Annotated in this window: 21 protein-coding genes; all 21 read right to left on the bottom strand. The window is 52.6% G+C overall.

Annotated features, from left to right (window positions below):
• Positions 1-47: 47 nt before the first annotated feature.
• The 21 genes from aguB to BLQ36_RS08290 all read right to left on the bottom strand — a co-directional run bounded on the left by aguB (position 48) and on the right by BLQ36_RS08290 (position 23141).
• Positions 48-923, bottom strand: a complete 876-nt coding sequence (gene aguB / locus BLQ36_RS08390) for an N-carbamoylputrescine amidase (protein WP_074515176.1) — start codon at positions 921-923, stop codon at positions 48-50.
• A gap of 19 nt (positions 924-942) precedes the next feature.
• On the bottom strand, positions 943-2052 hold the full coding sequence (gene aguA / locus BLQ36_RS08385) for an agmatine deiminase (protein WP_074515175.1): 1110 nt from the start codon (positions 2050-2052) through the stop codon (positions 943-945).
• Between the two features lies 1 nt (position 2053).
• Positions 2054-3229, bottom strand: a complete 1176-nt coding sequence (gene nspC / locus BLQ36_RS08380; protein WP_218970076.1) for a carboxynorspermidine decarboxylase — start codon at positions 3227-3229, stop codon at positions 2054-2056.
• A 14-nt stretch (positions 3230-3243) separates the two neighbouring features.
• Complete coding sequence (locus BLQ36_RS08375) at positions 3244-4503, bottom strand: saccharopine dehydrogenase family protein (RefSeq protein ID WP_074515174.1); 1260 nt, start codon at positions 4501-4503, stop codon at positions 3244-3246.
• Positions 4500-5360 carry a polyamine aminopropyltransferase gene (gene speE / locus BLQ36_RS08370; RefSeq protein ID WP_074515173.1) on the bottom strand — a complete coding sequence of 287 codons (861 nt, stop codon included), beginning with the start codon at positions 5358-5360 and terminating at the stop codon, positions 4500-4502. The genes BLQ36_RS08375 and speE overlap by 4 nt, the downstream gene beginning before the upstream one ends.
• A 66-nt stretch (positions 5361-5426) precedes the next feature.
• Positions 5427-6881 carry an aminotransferase class I/II-fold pyridoxal phosphate-dependent enzyme gene (locus BLQ36_RS08365; RefSeq protein ID WP_143558717.1) on the bottom strand — a complete coding sequence of 485 codons (1455 nt, stop codon included), beginning with the start codon at positions 6879-6881 and terminating at the stop codon, positions 5427-5429.
• Positions 6882-7020: 139 nt separating this feature from the next.
• Positions 7021-8277, bottom strand: a complete 1257-nt coding sequence (gene hutI, locus BLQ36_RS08360) for an imidazolonepropionase (protein ID WP_074515172.1) — start codon at positions 8275-8277, stop codon at positions 7021-7023.
• Between the two features lie 5 nt (positions 8278-8282).
• Entirely contained in the window at positions 8283-10304 is a 2022-nt protein-coding gene (locus BLQ36_RS08355) for a urocanate hydratase (RefSeq protein WP_074515171.1), read from the bottom strand.
• Positions 10305-10317: 13 nt separating this feature from the next.
• A complete protein-coding gene (locus tag BLQ36_RS08350; RefSeq protein WP_074515170.1) occupies positions 10318-11643 on the bottom strand; it encodes an amidohydrolase family protein in 1326 nt (441 codons plus the stop codon).
• On the bottom strand, positions 11633-12904 hold the full coding sequence (locus BLQ36_RS08345) for a hydantoinase/carbamoylase family amidase (RefSeq protein WP_074515169.1): 1272 nt from the start codon (positions 12902-12904) through the stop codon (positions 11633-11635). Before BLQ36_RS08345 ends, BLQ36_RS08350 begins: the two co-directional genes overlap by 11 nt.
• Positions 12905-12926: 22 nt before the next feature.
• Positions 12927-13691 (bottom strand): amino acid ABC transporter ATP-binding protein, encoded by a 765-nt coding sequence (locus BLQ36_RS08340; protein ID WP_074515168.1) that lies wholly within the window; start codon positions 13689-13691, stop codon positions 12927-12929.
• An 11-nt stretch (positions 13692-13702) separates the two neighbouring features.
• On the bottom strand, positions 13703-14344 hold the full coding sequence (locus BLQ36_RS08335) for an amino acid ABC transporter permease (protein WP_074515167.1): 642 nt from the start codon (positions 14342-14344) through the stop codon (positions 13703-13705).
• Between the two features lie 24 nt (positions 14345-14368).
• The gene (locus BLQ36_RS08330) at positions 14369-15178 is read right to left on the bottom strand and encodes an amino acid ABC transporter substrate-binding protein (protein ID WP_074515166.1); all 810 of its coding nucleotides are present in this window, start codon (positions 15176-15178) and stop codon (positions 14369-14371) included.
• Between the two features lie 24 nt (positions 15179-15202).
• On the bottom strand, positions 15203-16729 hold the full coding sequence (gene hutH / locus BLQ36_RS08325) for a histidine ammonia-lyase (protein ID WP_074515165.1): 1527 nt from the start codon (positions 16727-16729) through the stop codon (positions 15203-15205).
• 240 nt (positions 16730-16969) lie between these two features.
• Entirely contained in the window at positions 16970-17839 is an 870-nt protein-coding gene (locus BLQ36_RS08320; RefSeq protein WP_074515164.1) for a MurR/RpiR family transcriptional regulator, read from the bottom strand.
• 42 nt (positions 17840-17881) lie between these two features.
• Positions 17882-18568, bottom strand: a complete 687-nt coding sequence (locus BLQ36_RS08315) for an energy-coupling factor ABC transporter ATP-binding protein (RefSeq protein WP_074515163.1) — start codon at positions 18566-18568, stop codon at positions 17882-17884.
• A complete protein-coding gene (locus BLQ36_RS08310; protein WP_074515162.1) occupies positions 18565-19365 on the bottom strand; it encodes an energy-coupling factor transporter transmembrane component T in 801 nt (266 codons plus the stop codon). The genes BLQ36_RS08315 and BLQ36_RS08310 overlap by 4 nt, the downstream gene beginning before the upstream one ends.
• Before the next feature lie 22 nt (positions 19366-19387).
• The gene (cbiM, locus tag BLQ36_RS08305; protein ID WP_074515161.1) at positions 19388-20395 is read right to left on the bottom strand and encodes a cobalt transporter CbiM; all 1008 of its coding nucleotides are present in this window, start codon (positions 20393-20395) and stop codon (positions 19388-19390) included.
• Positions 20396-20618: 223 nt separating this feature from the next.
• Positions 20619-21233 carry a flavin reductase gene (locus BLQ36_RS08300; protein ID WP_074515160.1) on the bottom strand — a complete coding sequence of 205 codons (615 nt, stop codon included), beginning with the start codon at positions 21231-21233 and terminating at the stop codon, positions 20619-20621.
• A gap of 26 nt (positions 21234-21259) precedes the next feature.
• Entirely contained in the window at positions 21260-21832 is a 573-nt protein-coding gene (locus BLQ36_RS08295; RefSeq protein ID WP_074515159.1) for a nitroreductase family protein, read from the bottom strand.
• Positions 21833-21929: 97 nt separating this feature from the next.
• Positions 21930-23141, bottom strand: a complete 1212-nt coding sequence (locus tag BLQ36_RS08290) for an OFA family MFS transporter (protein WP_074515158.1) — start codon at positions 23139-23141, stop codon at positions 21930-21932.
• Positions 23142-23208 lie beyond the last annotated feature (67 nt).

Below are 23208 nucleotides of genomic sequence, written 5' to 3'. Positions count from 1 at the left end.
TCAATTTGACTTGTCAAACTGCCCACTTTGCGTTCTATATATTCCGTTTATTTGACGAGCTCACCATATAACTCCGGCCGGCGGTCGCGGAAAACGCCCCAGCTCAGGCGGTCTTCCTGGCACTGATCCAGGTCAAAGGATGCGGTGAGTATCGTTTCGTCACTGCGATTGGCCTCGGCAACAATGGCACCTGTGTTGTCGGCGATAAAGGATGAGCCATAGAAACTCAGGGCCGACGACTGGCCGCCGTTTTCTTCGCTGGGCTCGACCTCCTCGACGCCCACGCGGTTGGCCGCGACGACTGGCACGAGGTTGCAGCCGGCATGGCCCTGCATGCAGCGACGCCAATGGGGCATGCTGTCCGCACCTAAGATGGGCTCAGAGCCGATGGCCGTCGGATAGAGCAATAGCTCGGCACCTAACAGCGCCATGGCCCGAGCCGCCTCGGGGAACCACTGATCCCAGCAGATGCCGACACCAATCTTGCCGTAGCGGGTCGACCAGACCTTAAAGCCTGTATTGCCCGGCGTAAAGTAGAACTTTTCCTGATAGTAATGGTCGTCAGGAATATGAGTCTTGCGATAGATGCCGAGCACTTTGCCGTCGGCGTCTAACATGGCGATGCTGTTAAAGAGCCGCGTGCCATCCTTTTCGTAAAAACTGATGGGCAGAACGACCTCAAGCTCGCGGGCAACCTGCTTAAAATGCTGCACCGCCGGATTTTCCTCCGCCGTTGTGGCAAAGTCATAGAATTCATACTGCCGCTGCTGGCAAAAATAGGGCCGTTCGAAAAGCTCGGGCAGCAGAATGACATTTGCCCCCTGCTTGGCCGCTTGCCGTACCAGCGCATCGGCCTTTTGGATATTTTCCTGTACATCCGCCGTCATCTGCATCTGCACGGCAGCTACGGTCACATTTCGCATCGAATCACCTCGTTAAAAATCATACTGCGGGTATCTGCTGGGTCAGGCAGTGGAAATTGCCGCCGCCGACAATAACGGCCCGAGCAGGAAGCCCCACCACTTTGCGCTTGGGGAAACAATCCCCTAAAATGCGCAAAGCCTCTGCGTCCATCCGATCGCCGAACTGGGGCACGATGACCTTGCCGTTGCAGATATAGAAATTGACATAGCTAGCCGCCAGGCGCTCGCCAGGCTCGCGCCTATCTTCGCCATCCACAAAGGCAAAGCTAGCCGCCTCTTCGGCGGTAATGCAGACAGGCTGCGCAGGAATCGGCAGCTTATGCACCACAAACTTACGTCCCTTGGCATCCCTTTCCCCTTCGAGAACGGCAAGGTCAGCCTGACTTAACGCATGCTGCGGGTCTTTTTTGTCATCGGTCCAGGCCAGCACCACTTCGCCAGGCCGGACAAAGGCAAAGACGTTATCGACATGCTCATTGGTTTCATCGTTATAGATGCCCCGGGGCAGCCAGATGACTTTGGTGACGCCCAGATAGTCCTTCAATTTCTGCTCAATCTGCGCTTTACTAAGCTGCGGATTGCGGCCGGCACTCAACAGGCAGGCCTCGGTCACCACCGCTGTGCCTTCGCCATCCACATGAATGGAACCACCTTCAAGGACGAAATCACTAGCATCGTAGCATTCATCCCCTAATGCGTCAGCCATCAGCGGCGCCGCCGCATCATCCCGGGCGTAGTCAGGATACAGACCATCGACTTCGCCGCCCCAGGCATTGAATCGCCAATTGACGCCGCGCCGTCTGCCCTTGCCATTGACGACATAGGTCGGCCCCATATCGCGCGCCCAGGCATCGTCCGTGGGAATCGCAAGATAATGAATATGCTCTTGGGGCAAATGAGCAAGCATTGCCTCTGCTTGCCCGCGATGCTCAGCGTCCACGAGAAGATACAGTTCCTCCACCGCCGCGATTTCCTCGATAAGCCGCACGAATACCGGCTGTACCTCCTGGCCGCCATTGGTCCAAGAACCAGGCCGAACCGGCCAGATCAGGAACGTGCCCGCGTGGGGGGCAAATTCTGCGGGCATATGAAAGCCATCTGCTGCAGGCGTAGTTTTTTTTATCAACATATCACGACAGCCTTCCCTTGAAATCCTCATAACCGAACTTCTTCACCAGCGTGCAGGCACCGTCTTTATCCATGCGCCAGATAGCCGGCAGTGCCATGCCATTGAAGGTGTTATTCTTGACCATCGAGTAGATGGCCATGTCTTCAAAATAGAGCCGGTCGCCGATGGCGATTGACCGGTCAAAGGAGTAATCGCCAATGATATCGCCAGCTAGACACGTACAGGAAGACAGCCGGTAAGTATAGGCCTTCTCCCCTGCCTCCCCGGAATCTTTAAGCGGTGGCCGATATGGCATCTCCAAAACATCAGGCATATGGCAGGCCGCCGAGGCGTCGAGTATAAGCACCTTCGTGCCGTGATTTTCGACGGTATCCAGCACCTCGGTTACCAGATACCCCGCGTTGAGTGCCACAGCCTCACCAGGTTCAAGATAGACGTCCACGGCGTATTCCGCTTTGGCCTGCTTGACCAGTTCAACGAGCAGCCCGCGGTCGTAATCGTCACGGGTGATATGATGGCCGCCCCCCATATTGAGCCAGCAGATATTCTCACGCGCCAGCCAGCCACCAAACTTTTCGCGCACCGCATCAAGGGTCACGGCCAACGCCTGACTATCCTGCTCGCAAAGGGTATGGAAATGCAGGCCACCGAGCAAATCAAAGAGCTCGGAATTTGCGTCCACAGCCTCAGCAAAGACGTCCGCCGTAACCCCCAGACGCGAGCCCGGTGCACAAGGGTCATAGATGGCATGGTCCTGAGTCGAGCACTCGGGATTGATGCGCAGACCGATGCCGTGTTTTACCCCACGCTTTTCCTGAATGCGCTTTACGAGCGGACCAAAGCGGCGCAGCTGATTGAAGGAGTTGAAGATAACATGGTCGCAGATAGCCGCAATCTTCTCGATTTCCTCAGGACGGTAAGCTGGCGAAAACACATGGTTCTCGCCAGCCATCTCCTCATGGCCGAGTCTTGCCTCATAGAGTCCGCTGGCCGTGGCGCCGTCAAGATAGCGGCCAATCAGCGGATATTCGGCAAACATCGAAAAGCATTTCTGGGCCAAGAGAATCTTGCAGCCCGCCTGCTCCTTGACATCTTTTAGTATTTGTAAGTTCTTTTCCAGTGCCCCTTCGTCGACCACGTAGGCCGGCGTTGGCACCTGCTTGATCGTTATGGACATGCTTTCGTTCCCTATCAGTCAACCAGCACCGGATTCTCTACGACCTTCCAGGGCAGGCCCCATTTGTTGAGGGCTTCCATATACGGATCCGGGTCGAACTCATCGGTGGTAAAGACGCCCGGTTTCTTCCACTGGCCAGTCACCACAAGCATTGCACCGATCATTGCCGGTACGCCCGTGGTATAGGAAATGGCCTGGGAGCCAACTTCCTTAAAGCATTCCTGATGGTCGCAGACATTATAGATGTAAATCGAGCGCTCCTTGCCATCCTTCTTGCCCGTGAAGATGCAGCCGATATTCGTCTTACCCTTCGTGCGCGGGCCAAGGGATGCCGGGTCCGGCAGCAGTGCCTTGAGGAACTGGATCGGCACGATTTCCTGGCCGTTGTAGTTAATCGGCGTCGTGGAGAGCATACCGACGTTTTCGAGACAGCGCATATGGTCAAGATAGCTCTGGCCAAAGGTCATGAAGAAACGGATGCGCTTTACCTCAGGCATATTGCGGCCCAGGGCCTCAATCTCCTCATGATGCAAGAGGTACATATCCTTCTTGCCCACGCCCTCGAAGTCGTATTCCCGCTTGATGCTCATAGCGGGGATCTCGATCCACTTGCCGTTTTCCATATAGGAGCCCGGTGCCGAGACCTCCCGCAGGTTGATCTCGGGATTGAAGTTCGTGGCAAAGGCATAGCCATGGTCGCCGCCATTGCAGTCGAGGATATCGATGGTATCAATCGTATCGAAGTAATGTTTCTTGGCATAGGCCGCAAAGACCGACGTGACGCCCGGGTCAAAGCCCGTGCCCAAAAGGGCCGTAAGGCCAGCCTGTTTGAACTTATCCTCATAAGCCCACTGCCAGGAGTAATCGAAATAAGCCGAGAAGCCCAGCTCCTTGCAGCGCTTGTCGTAAATCTTGCGCCACTCGGGGTCTTCGGTGTCCTCGGGCTCGAAGTTTGCCGTATCGATATAGTCAACGCCAGCAGCCAGGCAAGCATCCATGATCGTAAGATCTTGATACGGCAGCGCCACGTTCAGCACGGCATCGGGCTGATATTCCTTGATAAGTTTGGTTAAAGCCTCGACATCATCGGCATCAATCTGCGCCGTGGTGATTTTCGTCTTCGTCTGGCCCTGCAGTTTCTCCTTCAAGGCATCGCACTTGGAAACCGTGCGGCTGGCAATTAAGAGTTCATCAAAAACGCCGTCATTCTGGCAGACTTTATGGATGGCAACACTTGCCACACCGCCACAGCCGATAATCATCAATTTGCTCATTTTCTCGTCTCCTCCTCGGACAGAATATCTTCAACATACTTGGGCAGCATAAAGGCACCCTTATGCAAATGGGTGGTATAATACCAGGTCTTTAACTCGCGCTTATTCCAGCGCTTGGCATCAAAATCCTTAAGCGGATGATATTTCTTCGATGCAAAGCCAAACATCCAAATGCCTGCGGGACAGGTTGGGATGCTGGCTTGATAAACGCGGCTTACGGGAAAACTCTGATAAGCCTTGCGGTGCATGGCGCGGAAGGCCGCCTCATCCTCATCATAGAAGGGACTGCCATGCTGATAGACCATGATGCCATCATCATGAAGGGCCCGGTAGCAGTTGCCATAGAATTCCCGCGTGAACAGCCCCTCGGTATGGCCGAAGGGATCGGTAGAATCGTTGATGATGAGGTCGTATTTGTCACGGCAGCGGCGCAAGAAACGCAGGCCGTCCATATTCGTGATCTTGACCCGTTCATCGTCAAAGCCCTTGGCCGTCTCGGGGAAAAACTCCCGGGATACCTCGATGAACATCTCATCGGGCTCAACAACATCAATCGACTCAATCTCGGGGTACTGCGTGAGTACTTTTGCCACGCCGCCGTCGCCACCGCCGATGATCAGTACGTTCTTGACTTCGGGATGTACGGCCATGGGCACATGCACGACCATTTCGTTGTAGATGAATTCGTCAGCCTCTGAAAAGATGATTTCGCCGTCCAGCACAATCATGCGGCCAAACTCATTCGACTCAAAGACATCAATCCGCTGATACTCGCTCTGCTTGGAGAACAGCTGTCTATCCACGCGCACGGAAGTCTTGACGTTTTCCGTATCCATCTGTGAAAACCATATTTCCATTGCTTCGGTTCCTCCCCTGTTGACAAGTCAAAGTGACCGGTCAACTTGACATGTCAGGCTGACTTGTCAAGTTTCCGTCAAAATGCGCAGTTCCCGGCACTCCGAGTCCTGCGTTCCCTGCAGGGAACAGCCTTTTTCCCGCGCGTACTCAATATAGGTAAGTATCTCTTCGGTGATGCGCTCGCCAGGCGTCAGTATGGGGATGCCCGGCGGATAGCACATGAGCATCTCCCCCGAGATGCGGCCCACGGTATCCTTCAGCGGCAGGCGCTCGCCCTTGGCGTAGAAAGCCTCCTTGGGGCTCATGACGAGCTCGGGGGCGATAAACTCGCCGCAGTAGAGCTCGCGCTTGTCCTTGGCGAAGCGGCCCGCGATATCCTCGAGCGCCCCCACCAGCCGCTCAATGTCGCGGATGCGGTCGCCAATGGAGATATAAGCCAGGATGTTGCCGATATCGCCAAACTCAATCTGGATGTCGTACTCATCCCGCAGCATGTCGTAGACCTCGATGCCCGTCATGCCGATGCCCTGCGTGAAAACCGAAAGCTTCGTCACATCGAAATCGTAGACGCTGTCACCGTCGATAAGCTCGCGGCCATAGGCATAAAAGCCGCCAATCTCATTGATTTCTGACCGGGCATACTCGGACATGGAGCTGACCTTCTCGAAGGCTTCGCAGCCATGGAGCGCCAGGTTGCGGCGAGAAAGGTCAAGACTTGAAATCAGAAGATACGAGGCACTGGTCGTCTGGGTGAGGTTAATGATCTGTTGCACGTACTCGGCATCGACGCCCTGGCCGCAGAGCAGGATGGAACTCTGGGTCAGACTGCCGCCGGACTTATGCATCGAAACGGCTGCCAGATCGCCGCCAGCTGCCATGCCTGAAATCGGCAGATTCTTGCCGAAGTAGAGATGGGTGCCATGGGCCTCATCGACCAGCACCTTCATGCCAGCTGCATGGGCTATGCGCACGATGCCCTTGATGTCCGAGGCGATGCCGTAATAGGTCGGATTGTTAACAAAGATGGCCTTGGCCCGCGGATGCTGGCGAATCGCCTTTTCCACATCGCTTAGGGCCATCCCCGTGGCAATGCCAATCTGATGATTGACGCGTACCGGCACATAGACCGGAATACCTCCGCAGAGCACCAATGCATTGATGACGCTCTTATGGACATTGCGCGGCAGCAAGATCTCATCGCCAGCGCGCACTGTGGCCAGCACCATCGCCTGGACAGCTGAGGTGGTGCCATTGACCATAAAGAATGCATGCTGCGCACCAAAAGCATCCGCGGTAAGCTCCTCGGCCTCGCGGATGACAGATATCGGGTGACTGAGGTTGTCGAGCATCTTCATCGAGTTGACATCGACACCTACACATTTCTCACCCAGGAAATCGAGTAGCTCCGGATTGCCGCGCCCACGCTTATGCCCGGGCACATCAAAAGGAACCATGCGGCGCTTTCTAAGCTCCAGCATGGCTTCATAGACCGGTGCTGTATGTTGATTGATTCGATCCAATTTCGTTCCTCCGGGTAAAAATAATCTGACGATTATCACTTTTTATTTTTCTTATTAGATTTTATCATTTTTGATTGAACCAGTCAATTTTTTTACTTTACACAGAAACAACTTTCCCAAAAATCGAGTCAAATGCCATCTATTGCGGCAAATTCCATACGAGCTTGCCGTCCTTTATCACTTGCTGAACCAAATTCATTCCTGTCTGATACGCCAAATAACGATAGTCTGGCGCAGCCAGCAATATGATATCTGCCTTCTTTCCTGCTTCAAGGCTGCCAATCTCGGCGGCTTTATCTAGTGCAGCGGCGCCGTTCAGCGTCATGGCAGTCAAAGTCTCGGCTGATGTCAAACGCATCTGGATGACTGCCAAGGCAAAAATCAATGCCGTCGAATAAGTAAAACAACTTCCCGGATTGAAATCGCTGGCCAAAGCCACCGCCACATCATGCGCAATCAATTCCCTGGCCGGCGCGTAAGGACAGCGCATGCAAAAAGCCGTGGCTGGCAGCAGGACTGCTTTTGTATTTCCCGCCGACAGCCGCAGGATATCTTCCTTGCTGATTGACAGCAAATGATCTGCCGATACTGCCCCCAATTCATGGGCCAGCCCGGCACCGCCTAGAGAGCTCATTTCATCAGCATGGAGTTTCAAGGCAAAGCCCAGCGCTTTTGCCCGGGTTAAGATCCGCCGGCTTTGCGCGAGCGAGAACACTCCCTGCTCACAGAATACATCAACAAAATCAGCTAATCCCTCGTCCTTTACCAGCGGTAACATCTTTTCCGTCATGAACTCGACATAGCCATCACCATCGCCCTGATATTCCGGTGGAACCGCATGGCTTCCAAGATACGTACTCACGATATCAATAGGTTGTTCCTGATTGAGCCGCCGCATCACACGCAGCTGCTTGAGCTCATCCTCCCGGTTGAGTCCATAGCCGCTTTTCCCTTCCACGGTGGTAATGCCAAAACGCAGCATGTCTCGAAGGACTTTCTTCCCCGTGGAAAGCAGCTCTTCTTCCGATGCTTCCCGGACAGCCTGCATCGTACGGCAGATACCGCCGCCGCGGGCTAACAACTCGAGATAGGGAACCCCCGCCAGCCGATCATCAAATTCTTCAGCCCGGCTCCCGGCAAACAGGAAATGGGTATGAGCATCCACAAAACCAGGAATCGCACATTTCCCGCGGCAATCCTCCCACAGGATATCGTCTGTTTCCCCCAGAGCTGCCATTACCTCATGATCAGCCCCCACCATGCGTATCCGATCTTCCTCGATCCAAATGGCACCATCTTCAATCAGGTGCAGCTGATTCATTTCCGTTCCCTTGCGCTCTGTTTTTCCTTCTGGCGTCGCAATCTGCTGAATATGGCGCAAAACGATCTGTCCCATATCCCTCACCTCGCTTCGAGGAAATATTTCGCTACAGCTGTTGCGATAACCGCTTCGTCGGCAAGGCATGGTTCTGTGATATGGCTCTCCCTGGCATAATCTTCATTGTACTTGCGCACGGTTTCCAGCGAATGCTCATTGCGGGCCCAGCTGCGGCGAGCCACGCCCCCCATAACATCCCAAAGCATGGCACTGCGGATGATTTCATCTATACGCTGACTGCCATCCAGCACCAAGCCAAAGCCACCATTTATGGACTTGCCGATGCCCACGCCGCCACCGTTATGCAAAGCACAAAGGCTCATACCCCGGGCAGCATTTCCGGCAAAGCACTGGACTGCCATATCGGCCATGACATTGCTGCCATCCTTGATATTGGCAGTTTCGCGGAACGGCGAGTCCGTGCCGCTGACATCATGATGGTCGCGGCCAATCATGACCGGACCAATCTTGCCCTCCCGGACCAGTTCATTGAATTTCAGTGCAATCCGCATGCGTCCTTCCGCATCCTGGTATAAGATGCGCGCCTGCGTCCCTACCACCAGCTGATTCTTTTCTGCATCGCGAATCCAATTATAATTATCCCGGTCCTGATAGCGGCGCGCCGGATTGATGCAGGCCATCGCCGCCTTGTCGGTGGCAATCAAATCCGCCTGCTTGCCGCTGAGGCAAACCCAGCGGAAGGGACCATAGCCATAGTCAAAGAGCTGCGGCCCCATGATATCTTCTACATAAGACGGCAAGATAAAGCCGTCTTTATCGTCGATACCATTTTTCGACAGTTCTTTTACCCCCGCATCGTAAACCGCCTTCAAAAAAGCATTCCCATAATCAAAGAAATACGTGCCATCGGCTACGCAGACCTTGATGAGCTCATAATGATGGCGCAGGCTTTCCTTGACTTTGGCCACGAAACCTTCACGGTCAGCGGCCAGCATCGCCGTGCGCTGTGCAAAGCTCAAGCCCTGAGGACAATAACCGCCATCATAGGCCGCATGGCAGGAGGTCTGATCGCTCAGCAAGTCCACATGGATGTGATGCGCCACCACATACTCAAGCAAATCGACCACATTGCCATGATAGGCAATCGACACCGCTGTACCTGCCTGCTGATGTCGCTTGACCGAGTCGAAAACAGCCGCGAGACTGTCATAGCTTTCTTTTACCCAGCCCTGTTTCCGGCGGGTCTCAATGCGGGATGCATCCACCTCGGCGATGACACCGATGCCATTTGCAATCTCAACAGCTTTTGGCTGGGCGCCGCTCATTCCGCCCAGGCCAGAACTTATAAAGAGCTTACCACGCAAATCCCCATCATGAGCAATCCCCAAATGCATGCGCCCGGCATTGAGCAAAGTATTATAAGTGCCATGGACAATCCCCTGGGGACCGATATACATCCAGCCGCCAGCTGTCATCTGCCCATAATTGGCCACCCCCATCTCCTCAGCGATTTCCCAATCCTTCTGATTATCAAACATGCCGACCATCAACGCATTGGTGATGATAACCCGCGGTGCGCCCGGGTGCGACTTGAAGAGCCCTAACGGATGACCAGATTCTACAACCAGCGTCTGCCTATCGGTCATGACCTGCAGATATTTCTTGATAAGTCGATACTGCAGCCAGTTCTGGCAGACACTTCCGGTCTCGCCATAAGTTACCAGTTCATAGGGATAAAGGGCCACTTCAAAATCCAGATTATTGTCCATCATGACCTGAAAGGCCTTGCCTTCGATGCAGTTTCCCGGATATTCATCAATCGGCTTACCAAAGATACGCCCCTGGGGCCGGAACCGGTAGGCATAGATGCGCCCATAGGTTGTCAGCTCTTCGAGGAATTCCGGGATCAATGTTTCATGGAGACTCGGATCTACATACCGCAACGCATTCTTCAGGGCAATCTCCGTCTGGGCCTTCGTCAAATGAAAGCCCCGTGACGGAGCCCGGCGGATTCCAGGCTCAAAGCCCGGCTTTTCCGGCAATTCTTTTTCAGGCTCTATCGCAAAAATTCTTTCTTCACTCATGATTTCCAGCTCCTCATGCTTCCAAATACTTCATTGTTTTCTGCACTTGCTCAACGATACATGTTTCCGTCATCTTTTGCAGCTTACCCTCGCGTACGGTCTCTATGCCATCCACCATGACCCGGTCAATAGCAGTGGGCTGCAGGGAGTAGACGAGATTGGGCAGGAACTGCCCGGCCGAGCTCAATGGCTGCAGCGAAAAATCGGTCAAGCACACGCCCACGAAATCGGCTTTTTTGCCAACGGCAATCTCACCGATTGGCAAATCCAGGACATTCGCACCATTCTTCGTACCCATGGCCATAGCGTCATGATAATTGACACAGAGCGCATCCAGTGTCTTTGCCTTTTGCAACAGCGATACCATCCGCATTTCTTCGAACACGCTGATGCGGTTATTCCCACAGGCGCCGTCACTGCCCAAGGCAATGGTGATCTGCTGTTCCAGCAATGCCGGGATATCGGTGATGCCATCGGCCAGGAACATATTGCTCGACGGGCAATAGATCAGCTTGCAACCCCGTTTCCCCATGATTGCGATTTCTTCCGGCTCGAGCCATACACCATGGATCATGCACATCCGTTCATCGGCCACGCCCAGCTGGTCGAGATAGCGCAAAGGTGTCGTGCCATATTCCTTGCGCACCATCTCCACTTCAAAGGGTTCCTCTGATACATGGATATGAAATGGTGTATGATGCTTTTCCGCCAACGTCCAGCCAGCCTTTATCATGTCGGGACTTGCCGCATGCAGGCTGTGGGGTGCCGGAATAACCTTCGTCATTCCCCCTTGATAGCTCTTCATGAGCTGTTCCGTATTATCGTAGGCCTGATGCACCGTTTCCACATAACCAGCAGGCGCCCCCTGCCAATCATACATGGTGCGGGCTAGTACCAGTCTTATGCCGATATCCTGGGCCGCCCGGATGACAGCTTCATCCCCGGCGATTCCATCGTTGTGCAGATAAAAGAAATCACAAACCGTAGTGACACCGCATTTCATCATCTCGGCAAAGGCAAACAAGGCACCGGTATAGATATCCTCAGCCCGCATCTTCGGCGAATATTTATAGAGGGATTCATCGCGCCACTCTAAAAAGGGACGGTCAGCCGCGATGCCCCGCAGCAAGCTTTGAAAGCTGTGATTGTGGGCATTGACGGTTCCCGGAACCAGTGCCAAATGCTTCCACTGGAGCACTTCATAGTCAGGATATTCTTTTTCCATGTCCTTGGACGTCCCGATAGCGGCAATCGTTCCCTCCAGCACAGCGATGCCTAGATCTTTCTGAAGACTGCCTTTATAAAAGCAAAAGGACGGCTCGATAATCTTACCTGTCATACGCATCCAATCTCCTATCCAGTATACGAACAGCTGCCAGCATGGTATTGGCGGCAATCTCGATTGCATCTGCTGCCGCTTCTTCTTGCGGGCAATGGCTATAGCCGTTAACAGTCTGTACGAACAGCATGCCAGCTTTTGTCACCCGCGCCATATTGGCCGCATCATGACCTGCCATACTCACCAAGACTTCCGGCTCCTGTCCATTTTCTGTGGCAGCCTCCTCAAAAGCCTCGATGACCATATCATCCATCCTGCGCTCAGGCTGATCGAGATTTACCTTCCGCTCTATGTTTACCGAGCGGCGACTGCTGATTTCTCGCAACTTCTCCTGCCATATCGCCAAGGCTTGCTGGCGAATCTTTGCATCAGCAGTCCGCAAATCAAAAGTCATGACGACTTTTCCCGGGATGATGTTTGACGCATTGGGCGTCAGCGTCAGCCTGCCTATCGTAACAGCCACGCCAGCAAATTCCGGCACTTTCATGATGGCTTCAGCCGCCAGTACGACCTCTGCCGCTGCCACTAACGCATCACGCCGGTCCTTGAGCTTCGTCGTGCCGGCATGATTGGCCTCGCCGGAAATCGTGATGACTTCCCGATATATGCCCGTTATGCAGGAAACGGCGGCCACAGCATGCTGCTCATCGTATAGCACACGCCCCTGTTCGATATGACACTCCAAGAACGCCGCCAATTCATTCATTGCCAAGCGCGCCCCATCCACCTGCTGGATATCGCCGCCCAAGCGTTGCAAGGCATCGGGCAGTGCCTCGCCGGTCTTACGATGCTTCATCTTCTTGACATCCGCTGCCGTCAGCCGTCCTGCGAGGACTTTGGAACCTAAGGTAGATACCGAAAAGTCATTGGGCTCCTCGCCAGTAAAGGAAATGAGCCACAGGGGGTGCTTAAGTTCCACCTGATTTTCCTGCAGGGTTTGCAGGACTTCTGTGCCCAGCAGCACCCCCAGAGCGCCATCATATTTACCGCCATTGGGAACGGTATCGTGATGCGACCCAAGGACAATCGGGCGATTGCCGCTTTTTGCAGCCTGCTGGCCCCAGAGGTTGGCAATCCCATCCGTCTTGACCGTCAGTCCCAGCTCATGCTGCCAGCATCTTGTCAGCCAGGCCCGGGCCTCCTCATCAGGAATACTCCCCAACTGGCGGTCAATGCCCTGGGCAGCATTTTTGCCTATCTTGCTAAGCTCGTCAAGCCGCGTCATCAGCCGCTGCCGGTTTATCTTTATAGCCTCTGCCATGCTTTCATCACCTTTCCGCCTGTCACAGCATATTCCGCAAGAAATCCTGGGTGCGCTGCCGCTGTGGATGGTCAAAGATCTCTTCCGGCGTCCCGGACTCCACCACATTTCCGTCTGCCATAAACAAAACCTTATTGGCAACTTCGCGGGCAAAATTCATCTCATGGGTCACTACCACCATTGTCATATGTTCCTCGGCTAATTCCCGCATCGTATGCAGCACCTCACCGGTAAGTTCCGGGTCCAGTGCCGACGTTGGTTCATCGAACAGCATGATGTCCGGCTGCATCGCCAGCGCCCTGGCAATCGCCACGCGCTGCTGCTGGCCGCCCGAGAGCTGGCTTGGATATGCATCCTTCTTATCGGCGAGGCCCACGCGTTCCAATAGATCTTCCGCCAGCGGGAGGATTTCTTCTTTTTTCTGTTTCTTTACATGGATTGGTGCTTCCAGCAGATTTCCCATGACCGTCATATGGGGGAATAGATTGAACTGCTGGAATACCATCCCCATACGCCCCTGGATTTCTTTTGACTTTTCCTTGGAGGCATATACAATCTCACCAATATCATTTTCCTGAACAAACATATCCCCTTCAATCTGGATCCAGCCTCCATCGACTTCCTCCAAGCGATTGAGGCAGCGAAGAAGAGTGGATTTCCCCGAACCGCTGGGGCCGATGATGGCCAGTACATCACCCTGCTCAACTTCCACATCGATACCCGTCAAAACCTTTTGTCCATGGAACTGCTTGCAGATACCATGAGCATTTATCATCTTCTTTTTCATGGGATTCCCTCCTATTCATACTGGCTGAAATATGCTTCCAGCCGCTTGAACATCCAAGTCAGGATAAATGTCATCAACAGGTAAAAGCCCGCCGCCACGACAAAGGGCGTCATATCGAACTCCCGCTGAACGATGGTGCGGGCAGCACGCAACAGGTCGTTCATGGCCAAGATGTAGATCAACGAAGTATCCTTTACCAGATTGATGGTTTCATTGCTCATTGGCGGCAGCACCCTGCGTACCATCTGCGGAACAATAATGCGCCACATGGTCTGGGAATAGCTCATACCCAACATCTTTGCGGCCTCATATTGCCCCTTGCCAATCGACTGGATGCCCGCCCGGAATATCTCGGCAAAATAGGCCGTATAGTTAAGGGTGAAGGACAACAATGCTGCGACCATATCTGGCAATTTTATTCCTGCCAGCGGCAAAGCAAAATAGACAAATAGCAGCTGCAGCATAAGCGGTGTACCGCGCATTACCCATATATATAGTTCCAACAGCCACTGCAGCGGGCGGCACTTCGCTGTCCTTCCTAAGGCTGCGAGCAACCCCAGTGGCAATACCATGACAAAGGTGAGCAGGAAAATCTCCATTGTGACCTCGGATCCTTCTAACATAGGCTGTAAATACTGCAGAATCTTGTCCATATATCTATGCCCCCTACCAGCGAATCATTTCTTCATGATATCCTTGCCAAACCACTTTTCTGAAATCTTGGCCAGCGTACCATCGGCCTTCATATCATCCATGACTTTCTGTACCTCCGCCCGAAGTTCCGTATCTTCCTTGCGGAAACCGATGCCAAAATCACTGACCGAACCCACCACGATCTCCAAAGCGGCTAATTTTTCCGGATGCTTGCTCATGTAATAACGTCCCGTGATCTCATCGGCTACGATTGCATCGAGACGGCCATTCTCGAGATCCATGAACGCCGAAATATAGTCCGTATATTTCTTGACATCTTTCATGCCCTGTTTGAAGTCTTCATGTTCGTCGATGTATTCCTCAGCCGTTCCACCGCTCTGGGTACCTACCACTTTCCCTTTCAAGTCATCGACGGACTTGATGCTGTCCACCTTATCGTTGCGCACAAAGACAATCTGACGGTTTTCCATATAGGGTTCCGAGAAGGCCATATTCTCTTTGCGCTTTTCCGTGATATCAAGACCATTCCAAAGAACATCGACGCGTTTGCTCTTCAGTTCCGCTTCTTTGCTGTCCCAGTCGATGGCCTTGAATTCTACTTCCCGGCCCAGACGTTTCGCTGCCTCTTTGGCGACATCCACATCAAAGCCTGTTATTTCATTATTCTCATCCTTGAAGCCCATTGGCGGATAATTATCATCCAGGCCGACGACGATTTTTCCCAAACCACTGCTGGAAGACGCGCCAGTTTCTGCCGTCTGCTTGCCACCACATCCTGCTAAGGCAGCCAAACAAAATACCACCATCATTGCAAAAGCGAATAATCTTTTCATTTTCTTTTCCTCCTAACCGTAAGCTCAAACCTTTAGCGAGCCAGTTTCGGCTTCAACAATCTCGACCAGCTGGCCACTGACGATGAAATCATGGATTGCCTTGATTTCTGGTGACAAAAACCGGTCTTTTTCCAAATGTGGCAATATCGCCCGCACCGCTTTATGGGCCGCAACTGTGCCCTTGCCTGGCAGCAATGGTTTCAGGAAATCGATTCCCTGTGCAGCTGCCATGATTTCAATAGCCAGGACATTTACCACGTTGTCCAGGATTTCCCGCACCTGCCGTGCCGCGATAGTTCCCATGCTGACATGGTCTTCCTGATTGGCAGACGTAGGAATGGAATCCGCACTGGCCGGATGAACCAGCACCTTGTTTTCCGATACCAGGGATGCAGCTACATACTGCGTAATCATCAAACCGGAATCCACGCCCGGAAAGGCGGTAAGGAAAGCCGGCAGATTGCTGAGATGCATGTCCAGCAGCCGATTGGTTCTCCGTTCGGAGATGTTTCCGATCTCCGCGATAGCCAGTTTCAGATAATCCATGACCAGGGCAATAGGCTGACCGTGGAAATTGCCACCGGAGATGGCCTCTCCAGTATCGGGCATGATCAACGGATTATCGGTAACTGCATTAATCTCGATATTCAGCGTCCGCGTCGCCTGCGCCAGCGCCTCTTTCGAGGCTCCATGAACCTGTGGGACACAACGGAGGGAATACGCATCCTGAACTTTGTGGCAATACTTATGGGAGGCAATGATGGCGCTGTCCTCTGTAAGCTTCAAGATGTTCTCCGTCGTCGCCAGCTGGCCAGGATATGGCCGCACTAGACTGATCCTGCGGTCAAAGGCGGCGCGAGTTCCCTTCAGTCCCTCCAGGCTCAGGGCGGCAGCTATATCGGCGGCCTTCATCAGGTTCACGGCTTCCTTCCAGGCGATGCAGCCCACCGCTGTCATGATCTGCGTGCCATTGATCAATGCCAAGCCTTCCTTGCCGCTCAATACGACTGGGGATAACCCTTTGGCTGCCAGTGCCTCTTTCCCCGGTATCCGCTTACCGTCCACAAAGGCCTCGCCTTCGCCGAGCATCACCAGTACCATATGGGAAAGCGGTGCCAAGTCGCCGCTGGCTCCGACTGAACCCTTGCAGGGAATGACTGGCGTGATTTTCTGATTCAAGAGCTCCAGCAAAAGATTTACCGTTGCCAGCCGGATTCCGGAATACCCCTTGGCCAGGGAATTGGCCCGCAACACCATAGCAGCCCGCACCACTTCCTGGTCTAAGGGCGTTCCCACGCCCGTTGCGTGACTCAGAATCAAATTCCGTTGCAATTTGGACCGTTCTTCCTTCTTGATGAAGACCTTGCTGAAATCGCCAAATCCTGTCGACACACCATAAACAGGTTTCTCCTCCTCCAGGATGCCGTCGACGATCTTGCGGCTGGCAAGGATCTGCTCTTTTCCCTCAGGACTTAACTCCACCGCTTCGCCCTCACAGGCAACGCGTATGACTTCTTCTAACGTTAAGGAATTGCCATCTAAATAAATCATATTTCCTCACTTTCTCACCGCAACCGGCCATCATTGATGAAACATTTCATATTTCCTTTACTTGATGAAATCATTTATTTCAAGCTAAATAAAAAAGCGCCGAGACAAAAAGACTGCCTCGAACGCCATTGTTCACGCAAAGGAAATAAAAAAGGCAAAGCGACTGATATGTCCATATCAGACCACTTTGTCCTTTGCATGTGTATAAGTTAACACATATATCAACCCATGTCAATACATCTATACTCTTTTTGTAAAGTATACATGATACCGCTCTTCCATCTCCTCCAAGGCTTCCAAGCGCTGCTGGAGTCCTGGCATCCCTGCAGCTGTCTCGCGCAGCAGCAGATTGAAGTAAGTAAGTGGCGCACTATAAGAGTCAAACAGCGACGAGGTTACCACATTAATAAACACCGCTTCGTCCGCATAACGATTCAGCGGCGACAACCGGCTATCCGTCACGAGATGTAGCAAGAATCCACGCTGCGAGAGCTCCTTGCATTTCCGTATGAGCTCATTGGCATAACGGGGAAAAGACACGACGAGAATGTTGATGTCCGCCGGCTGGCATAGCTCCAGCTGCTCCCAATCCGTTGTCCCCGGCGTAGCCACAAAGACATTTTCGCGCATCTTTTTCAGGATATAGGCGATATACGGCAGGATTGTCGCTGACATCCGGGCAGAAACGAGATATAGCGGTGCTGGCGATTGCAGGATCTCAATCAGCTTTTTGCTGGCCTGCTCCTGCAGGATATCCTCCAAAGCCAAGATATTCTGGATTTCCTTATCCAAAATACCATTCCATTGCGGTCGTCCGCCCTCACGGCTATAGGCCAAGCGCCTTGGAGCCGTCAACTGCTCAGATACCACCTGTTGCAGATTGCGCAGGAAATCATTATAGCCATGATACCCCAGGGTCATGAAGAAACGCGACACGCTCCCCTGGCTTACCCCCATCTGTTCAGCCAATTCACTTGCTGTCAAAAAAACGACTTTCAGATAATTCTTTTCGATGTATAGAGCAATCCGCTGAAACGTTGGCGATTCTCTCGCAATGCGTTCCAACAGGTGCAGTAACTCATCCGTATTTTCAAACTCTTTCTTAACCATAGATAACTTACCACTTTCTCTCGTAGCCAAAAATCTTTAACTTCAAGACACCTGTCTTATTCCAATAACTTTAACTTGATGCAACTCATCAATGCGTATTGCCCTATCCGCAAAATACTCAACCAACTCCACCTCATGGGTCGAAAAAATCAATGTTTTGCCAGCCTCTTTCAACGCGGCTAAAAATTCCATCAGCCATTGACGAGATTTTCCATCCAGCGAATTTAGGGGTTCATCCAACGTCCAGACTGATGGATTCATGGTGAGAACCGAGGCGATTGCCACTTTTTTCTTCTCCCCGCCCGACAGGGTGAAGGGCGCCCGCCTCCGCAGGGATTCAATTCCCAGCAGTTCCAGAGCATCTTCTACGCGGGCATTGATTTCCGTTGGTGAAAGTCCCATCTGTGCAGGACCAAAAGCCAACTCTTCTTCGACACTACCACAAAATAGCTGACTATCCGGATTCTGCCAGATATAGCCCACCTGCTGATGGAACCATTTTGAATAGCGATGGTCCCGCATCTTGGCTGCGGTAATTTCCTCCCCCTCATAGCAGTAACGGCCAAGTTCTGGATAGATGAGTCCATTTATCATCTTCAGCAGTGTCGATTTCCCCGCACCATTTGGTCCAGTTATCGCCACTGCCTCGCCCTTTTCCAACCGAAAATCCACATGACGCAGTATCGGTACACCATCATAAGCATAACAAACATCTTCAAACCGAATCATAACCGAACCTCCAACGACAGGAACAAATAGCAATAACCGAGAAATACCATGAGCAGGAAAACATCCGCCCGATGGAAGCGTTTGCCTAGCGATGGATAATACTCACCGGTAAAGCCGCGGCAAACCATTGCTTCATATAAGATTTCTGACATTTCCTGCGAACGCAGAAACAAGACGCCGAGTACGCCGCCAATGGCGTGATACTTCTTCCCATTGTGACCAACCGAACGCAGTTTTAAAGCCGTAAGCAAATCTTCGGCCATCTCCCCCAGCAAAATCACATAGTGAAGGGTCGTATCCAGCAAAAAGATAACCGGTTGCGGTATATGGAAAAAGCGAAGCGCCCCCGTAAGCTGATTCCATGGCAAACATTCCTGTAAGATTCCCAAGGCCGTTACCGTCAAAAAAGTCTTAAAAGGAATGAGAAGCATCAACACCCCATTTCCCCACCAAAAAGCCGGCAATACCAATAGCAGCGAAAACACGCCAGCAAGACTCGCACTTTGCAAGATCCGCCTAGAGGCCCGGCCGGTAAAAAAACAAAGAACCACTACTTCCAATGCCAGCTGACAAACGAGAAACGCGGTCGTATGGGATGCCACACATAAAAGCAACCAGCCCAATAAAAAACACAGTGCCCCTACCGCTGGAACATCTTTTTCCAAGGCCGTATGCGCTTGGCGGCGTATCGCCGCCAACACAGCCATGACACGCAAAAGAGACCGGGAAATAAAATAATCCCGGTCTCGATTGGGTCGATATACTTCTTCCTGTTTTACCCACTCGGGAAGATTCAACTCTATCGCCTCACCAACGCAATCAATTTCCCTGAACCGACGTATCATAATCGGTATGGTGACGGAAAAAAGTTGCCAAAATCTTAAATGCTACAATCAAAAGCGCCGTGCCAATGACAGCCGACAGGATATAACCAAAGGACTCCGGCATCCCGGCAATGGTGTAATCCGGGAATAAAGCCTCAAAGGAAAATCCATCTTCCATGCCCGCTGGTGTATAACCAAGTTCCGTTCCGAGGAAATCCTGCTCCGCCAGTTCTTCTGGGTCCCATTCGCCCCAGGCAGTACCTGCCGCTAAAAGGCCCAACGGCGTACCGACAATCAACAGCGCCAGCAGACCGTAAACCGTCGAACCCGCATAGGAGTTCTGCGCCTCCAGCATGGAAGGTGCTGCCTTTTTCAGATACCCAAGTATCGCTGCCGTAAACACAGCCTCCGCCAAACCAAACAAGGTCAAATGGCCAGCCATCATAGCCGGAATGGAAATGGACAGCGGATACGGGCAGTAGAGGGCCTGTCCTGCAGCGTCGGTAAACAAGAGGGGCTGAACGCCAAACTCAATAGCCGCCACCAAAGCAGCCATATTGATGCCCACGTAGCCGCTGAGGCCAGCGGCCAATAGTTCATGCTGCGGCATCATAGCCCGAAGCTTGCGGAACAATCCCCAGCCCACAAAGGGCATCACAAATGCCATATTGAAACAGTTCGCCCCAAAGGCCAGAATTCCTCCATCCCCGAAGAAAAGCGCCTGAACGAACAGGGCCACGCTGACAGCCAGACAAGCTGACCATGGGCCAAACATGATAGCCAGCAGCGTAGCCCCTACAGCATGTCCCGTAGTTCCTCCTGGCAGCGGGATATTGAACATCATGCCCAAAAACGAAAAGGCAGCGCCAATTCCCAACAGTGGCATTTTTTCCTTCGGCAGTTCTTTTTTCACCTTCTGAACGGCCATGAACCAAACCGGCAGCATCGCCGCCGTCATAACAGCACAAGTCGACGGACTGAGATAATTCTCTGGAATATGCATCTTCCTCAACTCCTTTTATCAAGAAAAAGAATAAATGAATACCCTTTTATTCTAATACCTGATAAAAGGTGTCGTAAGCCCCCTAGGGGGATAAACTTCCTATTTATTCAATTTACGTTCCGTAAGATTATCGAAACACCCAGGGCTTTGATGCGCCGAATCATCTCGTCCATTGCTTCCATTACTTCAGGATGAAAAATATAGGAGGCCCAATACCTGATGGTTAGCTGACGACCTTCTCAAAATCCGCCGCCCCGTGTTTGCAGAGGGGGCAAACAAAGTCTTCCGGCAGTTCCTCGCCCTCGTATATATAGCCGCATACCGTACAGCGCCAGACGGCCTTCCCCTTGGTACTCGGTGCCGGCGTGCGGGGTTTGATGTGTTCCTGATAGTAGCTGTAGGTGGCAGATTTTACGTCCGTTAACGTCTTAAGCTCTACCACGTCTGCTAGAAATACCGTGTGGGTTCCCACATCCCAAGTCTTGGTAACCCGTCCGGCAATATACGCGTTGGTGCCCTTTGTCACCGCCAGGGTACCATTCGACGTGCACTCTATGGCAGGGAAATCTGCAAACTTATCCACGTCGCGGCCAGAGCGGAAGCCAAAATGCTTGAACAGTTCAAAATCCGCCGCTTCACTTATCACGGACACGGTAAAGGCCTTCGTGTCCAGGATAATATCGTGGGTGTAGTTTCCCTTGTTTACCGCAATAGTTATCTGATTGGGGTCTGAGGTAACTTGGGTCACCGTGTTGATGATGCAGCCGTTGTCCTTCTGCCCGTCATTAGCCGTCAACACGTATAACCCATAAGAAATATTAAACATGGGATTGCTCATTTTTATTCCCTCTTCCTTGCTGGCTATTAGGCCTGTACTTTGACACGAACCGCGATATCTTCTTTCTCTTTGGCCTCCGGCTCAGCCACGATGCCGCCAAAGGGCATCTGGGCAATGAGTTTCCAGGATGCGGGCAGGTCAAACAAATCCTGCACCGTCTTATCGATGACTGGATTGTAGTGCTGGATATTGGCTCCCACATCCAAGTCGCGCAGAGCCGTCCAAATGGCAAACTGCAGCATGCCATTTGCCTGCTGGGCCCAAATCGGGAAGTTTTCCGCATACATGGGAAACTGGCTCTGCAGGCTCTTGATAACTTCCTCGTCATAAAAATAGAGTACGGTGCCTGCGCCGGCCTTGAATCCGTCAATTTTCTCCCGTGCCACCTTGCCACCAAATGCATCGTAGACGGCATCCCAAAGCGCATCCTGCTTCGCCCCCAGCACCAATACGACGCGGGCCGACTTCATGTTGAAGGCATCGGGAGTAAGCTCCGTTGACTGCTCCACCACTTCGCGGATCTTCTCTGCTGCCACCGGCAACTCCTTATTGATCTGATAATAGGTGCGGCGCTTGCCGATGGACTCCAAGATTCCCATAGAAAAACCTCCCTTGTCATGCATAATTCTCCTCACTATACGCTAGTATTCGCGTATAAACGGAAAAGTCCTGCCAAGGGAGGCTGACGATATTCGGTTAAGTATTTGCCGTCTTGACGAGGCTGGACCGGCGGCTGCCATGCAGCTTGAGCACCGTTGCAATCAGGAAATTAAGCACGAAGCAGCCCGCAAAGAAGGTCAGCGTCGTCGTATAGCTATGGGTGTGCTCCCAAAACCACGAGACGATGGTCGGCCCGACGACACCAGCAACGCCCCAGGCCGTCAGCACGCGGCCATGAATCGCACTGAGTTCCCGAGTGCCGAAGATGTCGGAAAGATAAGCCGGCATGCACGAAAAGCCGCCGCCATAGCAGCTGATGATCAAAAACACCAGTAGCTGGAACAGCATGGCATCCTTAGTACCAGCCAGCAGATAAAACGCGCCGACTTCGAGGGCGAAAAATACCATGTAGGTAAGCCCACGGCCCAGATAATCCGACAGCGTCGACCAAAGGATGCGGCCACCGCCATTTAAGAGGCCGATGATACCGACCATCGATGCGGCCTGCGCGGCATCCATGCCAACGACGTGCTGGGCCATGGGCGAAGCCACCGCCAACAGGCCGATACCACAGGTGATATTGACAAAGAACACCCACCAAAGCGCACCAAACTGCCAGGTCTTGATGGCCTCAGCCGCTGTAACACCATGCTGACACCGGGTAACTGCCACCGTGTCATCTTTTTGCATCGGCGGTTTCAGATAAAGGGCCGATGCCCCCATTACCACCATATAGACTGCCCCCAAAATCAGGAAATTATTGACAAGACCAACGCGAGCCGTCAAAAACTGCATGACAGGCCCGGCTACCAGCGCGGCAAAGCCAAAGCCCATGATGGCAAGACCTGTCGCAAAGCCGCGATGATTTGGGAAATACTTTACCAGCGTCGATACCGGCGTGATGTAGCCGACGCCAAGGCCAATACCGCCAATGCCCCCGTAGAAAAGGTATAATAGCGCCAAATTATGCAGGTGCAAGGCCAGCGCTGTACCAAACATGCCCGTGCAAAATAACAGCATGGATATCAGTCCGCTTTTTTTCGGGCCATACTTTTCCACGAATCGCCCCAAGAGCCCTGCCGACATTCCCAGGAACAGAATCGCCAGGGAAAAGGTCCAGGTCGTTTCCGAAAGGGTAAATCCCATCGCCTCAATAATAGGACGAGTAAGAACACTCCAGGCATAGACACTGCCGATGGAAATATGAATACCAACGGCTGCTAACGCAATGAGCCAACGATTTCGCATGAGAACCATCCTTTCTGCTGCCAGGCAGCAATCCAAAGGAGATTATGCTCAACCGACAGAAAACCGC

The sequence above is a fragment of the Selenomonas sp. WCT3 genome (assembly GCA_900100835.1).
GTDB lineage: Bacteria > Bacillota > Negativicutes > Selenomonadales > Selenomonadaceae > Selenomonas_A > Selenomonas_A ruminantium_E.
Note: the sequence above shows the minus strand (reverse complement) of the source record. Positions and strands in the feature narration are given on the sequence as shown.

Coding starts and splice junctions, on each gene's coding strand:
- aguB (WP_074515176.1), bottom strand. CDS start 923: ATGCGAAATGTGACCGTAGCTGCCGTGCAGATGCAGATGACGGCGGAT.
- aguA (WP_074515175.1), bottom strand. CDS start 2,052: ATGTTGATAAAAAAAACTACGCCTGCAGCAGATGGCTTTCATATGCCC.
- nspC (WP_218970076.1), bottom strand. CDS start 3,229: ATGTCCATAACGATCAAGCAGGTGCCAACGCCGGCCTACGTGGTCGAC.
- BLQ36_RS08375 (WP_074515174.1), bottom strand. CDS start 4,503: ATGAGCAAATTGATGATTATCGGCTGTGGCGGTGTGGCAAGTGTTGCC.
- speE (WP_074515173.1), bottom strand. CDS start 5,360: ATGGAAATATGGTTTTCACAGATGGATACGGAAAACGTCAAGACTTCC.
- hutI (WP_074515172.1), bottom strand. CDS start 8,277: ATGGGACAGATCGTTTTGCGCCATATTCAGCAGATTGCGACGCCAGAA.
- BLQ36_RS08355 (WP_074515171.1), bottom strand. CDS start 10,304: ATGAGTGAAGAAAGAATTTTTGCGATAGAGCCTGAAAAAGAATTGCCG.
- BLQ36_RS08350 (WP_074515170.1), bottom strand. CDS start 11,643: ATGACAGGTAAGATTATCGAGCCGTCCTTTTGCTTTTATAAAGGCAGT.
- BLQ36_RS08345 (WP_074515169.1), bottom strand. CDS start 12,904: ATGGCAGAGGCTATAAAGATAAACCGGCAGCGGCTGATGACGCGGCTT.
- BLQ36_RS08340 (WP_074515168.1), bottom strand. CDS start 13,691: ATGAAAAAGAAGATGATAAATGCTCATGGTATCTGCAAGCAGTTCCAT.
- BLQ36_RS08335 (WP_074515167.1), bottom strand. CDS start 14,344: ATGGACAAGATTCTGCAGTATTTACAGCCTATGTTAGAAGGATCCGAG.
- BLQ36_RS08330 (WP_074515166.1), bottom strand. CDS start 15,178: ATGAAAAGATTATTCGCTTTTGCAATGATGGTGGTATTTTGTTTGGCT.
- hutH (WP_074515165.1), bottom strand. CDS start 16,729: ATGATTTATTTAGATGGCAATTCCTTAACGTTAGAAGAAGTCATACGC.
- BLQ36_RS08320 (WP_074515164.1), bottom strand. CDS start 17,839: ATGGTTAAGAAAGAGTTTGAAAATACGGATGAGTTACTGCACCTGTTG.
- BLQ36_RS08315 (WP_074515163.1), bottom strand. CDS start 18,568: ATGATTCGGTTTGAAGATGTTTGTTATGCTTATGATGGTGTACCGATA.
- cbiM (WP_074515161.1), bottom strand. CDS start 20,395: ATGCATATTCCAGAGAATTATCTCAGTCCGTCGACTTGTGCTGTTATG.
- BLQ36_RS08300 (WP_074515160.1), bottom strand. CDS start 21,233: ATGAGCAATCCCATGTTTAATATTTCTTATGGGTTATACGTGTTGACG.
- BLQ36_RS08295 (WP_074515159.1), bottom strand. CDS start 21,832: ATGGGAATCTTGGAGTCCATCGGCAAGCGCCGCACCTATTATCAGATC.
- BLQ36_RS08290 (WP_074515158.1), bottom strand. CDS start 23,141: ATGCGAAATCGTTGGCTCATTGCGTTAGCAGCCGTTGGTATTCATATT.